The 6,057-nt window shown below is 73.1% G+C and carries 7 protein-coding genes; 6 read left to right on the top strand and 1 reads right to left on the bottom strand.

What is annotated here, in order from left to right:
• Positions 1–36 precede the first annotated feature (36 nt).
• Positions 37–636, bottom strand: coding sequence for a 5-formyltetrahydrofolate cyclo-ligase (locus AC4IJH_RS26690; protein ID WP_490854404.1), 600 nt, complete (start codon positions 634–636; stop codon positions 37–39).
• A gap of 81 nt (positions 637–717) precedes the next feature.
• On the opposite strand from AC4IJH_RS26690, the gene galU reads away from it, so the two are divergent.
• The 6 genes from galU (at position 718) to sepX (ending at position 6,033) form a co-directional block, all read left to right on the top strand.
• Entirely contained in the window at positions 718–1,620 is a 903-nt protein-coding gene (gene galU / locus AC4IJH_RS26685; RefSeq protein ID WP_490854403.1) for a UTP--glucose-1-phosphate uridylyltransferase GalU, read from the top strand.
• 4 nt (positions 1,621–1,624) lie between these two features.
• Positions 1,625–2,947 (top strand): molybdotransferase-like divisome protein Glp, encoded by a 1,323-nt coding sequence (gene glp / locus AC4IJH_RS26680; protein WP_490854402.1) that lies wholly within the window; start codon positions 1,625–1,627, stop codon positions 2,945–2,947.
• A gap of 114 nt (positions 2,948–3,061) precedes the next feature.
• Positions 3,062–3,565: a cyclic pyranopterin monophosphate synthase MoaC gene (moaC, locus tag AC4IJH_RS26675; protein WP_490854401.1), complete on the top strand. Its 504-nt coding sequence runs from the start codon at positions 3,062–3,064 to the stop codon at positions 3,563–3,565.
• The gene (locus tag AC4IJH_RS26670) at positions 3,562–4,113 is read left to right on the top strand and encodes a MogA/MoaB family molybdenum cofactor biosynthesis protein (protein WP_490854400.1); all 552 of its coding nucleotides are present in this window, start codon (positions 3,562–3,564) and stop codon (positions 4,111–4,113) included. The genes moaC and AC4IJH_RS26670 overlap by 4 nt, the downstream gene beginning before the upstream one ends.
• Entirely contained in the window at positions 4,110–4,733 is a 624-nt protein-coding gene (locus AC4IJH_RS26665; RefSeq protein WP_490854407.1) for a GNAT family N-acetyltransferase, read from the top strand. The genes AC4IJH_RS26670 and AC4IJH_RS26665 overlap by 4 nt, the downstream gene beginning before the upstream one ends.
• A 151-nt stretch (positions 4,734–4,884) precedes the next feature.
• Complete coding sequence (sepX, locus tag AC4IJH_RS26660; RefSeq protein ID WP_490854399.1) at positions 4,885–6,033, top strand: divisome protein SepX/GlpR; 1,149 nt, start codon at positions 4,885–4,887, stop codon at positions 6,031–6,033.
• Positions 6,034–6,057 lie beyond the last annotated feature (24 nt).

Below are 6,057 nucleotides of genomic sequence, written 5' to 3'. Positions count from 1 at the left end.
GGCCCGGGATCTCCCGGGCCCGCCCTTCGTACGTCCTCAGCCCCGCGCCGCGAACCGGTGCACACCCGAAGGCGTCACCGCCGCCCGCACCGGCCGGTCGTGCGCCTCGGCGGGCACCTCCTGCAGCACCTCGCCGTCGTACAGCAGCACCACCAGCGCGGGATGCGCCCCCGCCTTCTCCAGCCGCTCCAGCACCCGGTCGTAGGACCCGCCGCCGCGCCCCAGCCGCAGCCCGCGCCGGTCCACCGCCAGCCCCGGCAGCAGCACCGCATCGGCCTCGGCGACCGCCTGCGGGCCCAGCCGCTCCCCGGCCGGCTCCAGCAGCCCCCTGGCGGCCTTCACGAGGCGCCCGGGCCCCTCGTACGCGGCCCAGTCGAGGTCGTTGTCCGCCAGCAGCACCGGCAGCAGCACCCGCACCCCGCGGGCGCGCAGCTGCTCCAGCAGCGCGCGGGTGGACGGCTCGCGCCCTACGGAGACGTATGCGGCGACCGTACGCGCTTGCGACAATTCCGGAAGGTCCCCGGCCCGCCGGGCCAGCGCATCGGCCGCAGCCGAAGTGTTATCAACCGTCAACGCCCTCCTGACCTGCAAGAGCTCCTGCCGCAACCGGCGCTTGTTATCGTCTTCGTGGCTCACTGTGCGCCTTTGCTCCCGTTCGCAGGCCGCGTTCACCGGACCCCCATCATCCCTCCCAAAGGGCCGGTTATGGTTCTGCGCATGACTCAACCGCGCACTCGGATCAGCAAGGCCGTCATTCCGGCGGCCGGCCTCGGCACCCGCTTTCTCCCCGCCACCAAAGCCACGCCCAAGGAGATGCTGCCGGTCGTCGACAAGCCCGCCATCCAGTACGTGGTGGAGGAGGCCGTCACCGCCGGCCTCGGCGACGTCCTGATGGTCACCGGCCGCAACAAGCGCCCGCTCGAGGACCACTTCGACCGCAACTACGAGCTCGAAGAGGCCCTGACCCGCAAGGGCGACCAGAGCCGCCTGGCCAAGGTCCAGGAGTCCAGCGACCTGGCCACCATGCACTACGTCCGCCAGGGCGACCCCCGGGGCCTGGGCCACGCCGTCCTGTGCGCCGCTCCGCACGTGGGCAACGAGCCCTTCGCCGTCCTGCTGGGCGACGACCTCATCGACCCCCGCGACCCGCTGCTGCAGCGCATGGTCGAGGTGCAGGAGCAGCACGGCGGCTCCGTCATCGCCCTCATGGAGGTCGACCCCGCCCAGATCCACCTCTACGGCTGCGCTGCCGCCGCCCCCACCGGCGAGGACGACGTGGTCAAGGTCTCCGACCTCGTCGAGAAGCCGGCCGTCGCCGACGCCCCCAGCAACCTGGCCATCATCGGCCGTTACGTCCTGGACCCGGCCGTCTTCGAGGTGCTGCGCAAGACCGAGCCCGGCCGCGGCGGCGAGATCCAGCTCACCGACGCCCTGCAGACCCTGGCCGCCGACCCCACCCTCGGCGGTCCGGTGCACGGCGTGGTCTTCAAGGGCCGCCGCTATGACACCGGCGACCGTGGCGACTACCTGCGTGCCATTGTCAGACTGGCATGCGAACGTGAGGACCTGGGGCCGGACTTCAAGAGCTGGCTGCGCGATTACGTGACCGAGGAGATGTAGCACTGTGAGCGGCGCCACCGACCAGACCACCCACCAGGAACGCGTCTGGTCGGTGGCCGAGCACCTCGACGACATCCTCGCCAAGATCCACCCGTTGGAGCCCATCGAGCTCCAACTCCTGGACGCCCAGGGCTGCGTGCTCCTGGAGGACATCACCGTCCCGGCCGCCCTGCCGCCCTTCGACAACAGCTCGATGGACGGCTACGCGGTCCGCGTCAGCGATGTGGCGGGCGCCACCGAGCAGTTCCCGGCCGCGCTCACCGTCATCGGCGACGTCGCGGCGGGCAGCGGCGAGCTGCCCACCGTCGGCCCCGGCGAGGCCGCCCGCATCATGACCGGCGCCCCGCTGCCGCCCGGTGCCGAGGCCGTCGTCCCCGTGGAGTGGACCGACGGCGGCAGCGGCCAGGGCCCCGCCGCCACCATGCACGCCCACAGCTCGGCCCCCGAAGGCGCCGGCGGCGAGGTCCGCGTGCACCGCCCCGTCACCGCGCGCCAGTACGTGCGCGCCCGCGGCTCGGACGTCTCGTCGGGCGAGATCGCCCTGAAGGCCGGCACGGTCCTCGGCCCGCCCCAGATCGGCCTGCTGGCCGCCATCGGCCGCGGCACGGTCACCGTACGCCCCCGCCCGCGCGTGGTGGTCATGTCCACCGGCAGCGAACTGGTCCAGCCCGGCGAGCAGTTGGGCCCCGGGCACATCCACGACTCCAACAGCTTCCAGCTCACCGCCGCCGCCCGCGACGCCGGGGCCATCGCCTACCGCGTGGGCGCCGTCGCCGACGACGCGGACACGCTGCGCTCCACCCTGGAGGACCAGCTCATCCGCGCCGACATCCTCGTCACCAGCGGCGGCGTCAGCGTCGGCGCGTACGACGTCGTCAAGGAGACCCTCGCGGACCTGTCCGCCGAGGAGGGCACGGTCGAGTTCCGCAAGCTGGCCATGCAGCCCGGCAAGCCCCAGGGCTTCGGCCTCATCGGCCCCGACCGCACCCCCCTGCTCGCCCTCCCCGGCAACCCCGTCAGCTCCTATGTCTCCTTCGAGCTGTTCGTACGCCCCGCCATCCGCACCCTCATGGGCCTGCCGCCCGCCGAGGTCCACCGCACCATGCTCCGCGCCACCTGCCTGGAGGCCGTGGAGTCCTCGCCCAAGGGCAAGCGGCAGTTCCTGCGCGGCTCCCACGACCCGCAGGCGGGCACCGTCACCCCCGTCGGCGGCGCCGGATCCCACCTCGTCAAGGCCCTCGCGCACGCCAACGCGCTGATCGTCGTCCCCGAGGACACCATTGAGGTCGCCGCCGGCAGCGAGGTGGACGTCGTCCTGCTCGGATAACGGCTGGCCGCTGAGGGTACGGTGTCGTCCCTGAGAGCCTGTGTCTGCACCCCGGCCGGGCTCGGGTGCAGACACACAGGCTCTAGGCGCGGCACGGTCCGAAGCAGGAGAACGATGAGCAGCGGCCAGCAACACCTCACCCACATCGACGAGGCCGGCGCGGCCCGCATGGTCGACGTGTCCGGCAAGGACGTCACCGCGCGCACCGCCCGCGCCTTCGGCCGCGTCCTGGTCGCGCCGCGCGTCATCGAGCTGCTGCGCGGCGAGGGCGTCCCCAAGGGAGACGCGCTGGCCACCGCGCGCATCGCCGGGATCATGGGCGCCAAGCGCACCCCCGACCTGATCCCGCTGTGCCACCCGCTGGCCGTCTCCGGTGTGAAGGTCGACCTGGGCGTGGCCGACGATGCCGTGGAGATCCGGGCCACCGTCAAGACCACCGACCGCACCGGCGTGGAGATGGAGGCGCTGACCGCCGTCACCGTCGCGGCCCTGACGGTCGTGGACATGGTCAAGGCCGTCGACAAGGGCGCGGTCATCACCGACGTCCGCGTCGAGGAGAAGACCGGCGGCAAGTCCGGCACCTGGACGCGCACCGCGCCCGAGGGGCCCGCCGCATGACCGCCCCGTCCGGCGCCGCCGCACCCGCCCGCCCGTACCGCGCCTTCGTCCTGACGGCCTCCAGCCGCGCCGCCGCCGGGGTGTACGCCGACAAGGGCGGCCCGCTCATCGCCCAGGCCCTGACCGCGCTCGGCTTCCAGGTGGAGGGACCGCGGGTGGTGCCGGACGGCGACCCGGTCGAGGCCGCGCTGCGCGAAGCGGTGGCCGCGGGGTACGACGTGATCGTGACCACCGGCGGCACCGGCATCTCGCCCACCGACCGCACCCCCGAGGCCACCCGCCGCGTCCTGGACCGCGACATTCCCGGCATCCCCGAGGCGATCCGCGCCGAAGGCCTGGCCAAGGTCCCCACCGCGGCGCTCTCCCGCGGACTGGCAGGCGTCGCCGGCACCACCTTGATCGTCAATCTCCCGGGCTCCACCGGCGGCGTCCGCGACGGCCTGGCCGTACTGGACCGCCTCCTGCTGCACGCCGTCGACCAGCTCCGCGGCGGCGACCACCCCAGGCCCGCGGGGGGCACCGGGCACGCCACGGGGAGCGCGAGCTGAACGCCCCCTGGCCGGTCGTGCTGGCGGACGGCGACACCGCCCTCCGCCCCATAAAGGTGCGCGACCAACGGGCCTGGCGCGAGGTCAACCGGCGCAACCGCGACTGGCTGCGCCCCTGGGAAGCCACCATCCCGCCGCCCCCGCCCGGCGTCACCCTCCCCAGCCGCCCCACCTACCGCCAGATGGTCCGCCATCTGCGCGCCGAGGCCCACGCGGGCCGCATGCTGCCCTTCGTCGTGGAGTACCGCGGCCGGCTGGCCGGGCAGCTGACCGTCGCCGGCATTACCTGGGGCTCGATGTGTTCCGGCCATATCGGTTACTGGGTGGACGAGGCGGTCGCGGGCCGTGGTGTGATGCCCACCGCCGTCGCCCTCTCCGTCGACCATTGCTTCCGTACGGTCGGACTGCACCGGGTGGAGATCTGTATTCGTCCGGAAAACGGCCCCAGCCGCCGCGTCGTGGAGAAACTGGGGTTCCGCGAGGAAGGTCTGCGCCCGCGCTACCTCCACATCGACGGCGCCTGGCGCGACCACCTGGTATTCGCGCTGACCGCCGAAGAGGTGCCCGAAGGGCTGCTGAACCGCTGGCGCCGGGAGAAGCCCGGCACACCCCACAAATAAAATAAGTGTTCGAAATAATCCACCAATTGGCCACAATCGCGAGCCGCTGATCTCAACAATCACAAAAAAAGTTCGAGATATCAGCCAGATCGTGCGACACACCGGCTCAATTGGCGGATGGCCCCGTGCAAACCCCTCTACCGTGTGAGTCGTGAGAAGCAGCGGCCTCATCTACGCAGTCATCGTCGGGGCCTGGGCCGCCTACTTGGTGCCGATGTGGCTCCGTAGGCAGGACGAACTGAACGAAGCCCGGCCGACGGAGCGCTTCAGCACCGCCATCCGGCTCCTGTCCGGACGCGGGGCCATGGAACGCCGCTACGCCAAGGGCCAGGGAGCCCGCCCCACCGACGACGCGGACGATGCATCGCAACCGGAGCCGGACGCCGCCGAAACGGCCGACGCCCGGGGCTTCGACGTGCCCAAGGAGGGCAATGCGGCCGAGCCCCGTACGGGTGAGGGCCGCACGGCGGAGGCCCATGGCGCCGACGGCCGCGGTGCCGACTCCCGTACCGGCGACTCCCGTGACTCCCGTGACTCCCGTGACTCCCGTGACTCCCGTACGAAAGCCGCGCCCGTGCCGCCGCGGGGCTCCATGGCGGAGCGGACCAAGCGCGCCAAGGTCCTGGCCCGGCGCCGGCGCACCATCACGGTGCTCTTCCTCGCCTTCACGCTCGGCGCGATCGTCGCCGCGGTCGGCGGTGTCGCCTTCCTGTGGGCGCCCGGCATCCCGGCCCTGCTGCTGAGCGCGTACATCGTCTACCTGCGCATCCAGGAGCGCCGCCGCTTCACCTTCACCATGGACCAGCGCAAGGCGGAGGCGGCAGCGCAAAGACTGCGGGAGGGCAGGCCGCGCCCTCCCCAGGCGGCCCAGCAGCAGCCGGACGACGGCGCCGCTGAGGCCGGCAGTGACCCCGAGCCCGCGCAGTCCGAGGACGCGCACACCGCGGGGCGCCGCGCGCTGGTGGAGGAGACCGACCACGCCGAGTGGATCGACCAGCAGCGCGAGCGGGAGCGCGGCCGGGCGGAGTCCGAGAGCTGGGACCCGGTCCCGGTGCCGCTGCCCACGTACGTCACCGCGCCGGTCGCGCCGCGCGCCACCAGCCACGTCGACCTGGAGGCCGACGACGCCTGGAGTTCGGCGCGCTCCAGCGCCGCCCCCGAGGACCCCAAGCCCGAGCCCGCCCGCGAGCGCCCCGCCGAGCCCCGCCGCCGCCAGGGCACCGGCCGCCGCGGCCGCGGCCGCACCCCCCTGTTCGACCAGTACGCCGAGCAGGATCGCCCCCGTGCGGCGAACGAGTGACGGGCCCGCGCTGACCAGCACCGG

This window comes from Streptomyces sp. UF-297 (genome assembly GCF_058245575.1).
The sequence above is the reverse complement of the archived record's forward strand: the minus strand, read 5'-3'. Positions and strand labels throughout refer to the sequence as shown.

Coding starts and splice junctions, on each gene's coding strand:
- moaC (WP_490854401.1), top strand. CDS start 3,062: ATGAGCAGCGGCCAGCAACACCTCACCCACATCGACGAGGCCGGCGCG.
- AC4IJH_RS26670 (WP_490854400.1), top strand. CDS start 3,562: ATGACCGCCCCGTCCGGCGCCGCCGCACCCGCCCGCCCGTACCGCGCC.
- galU (WP_490854403.1), top strand. CDS start 718: ATGACTCAACCGCGCACTCGGATCAGCAAGGCCGTCATTCCGGCGGCC.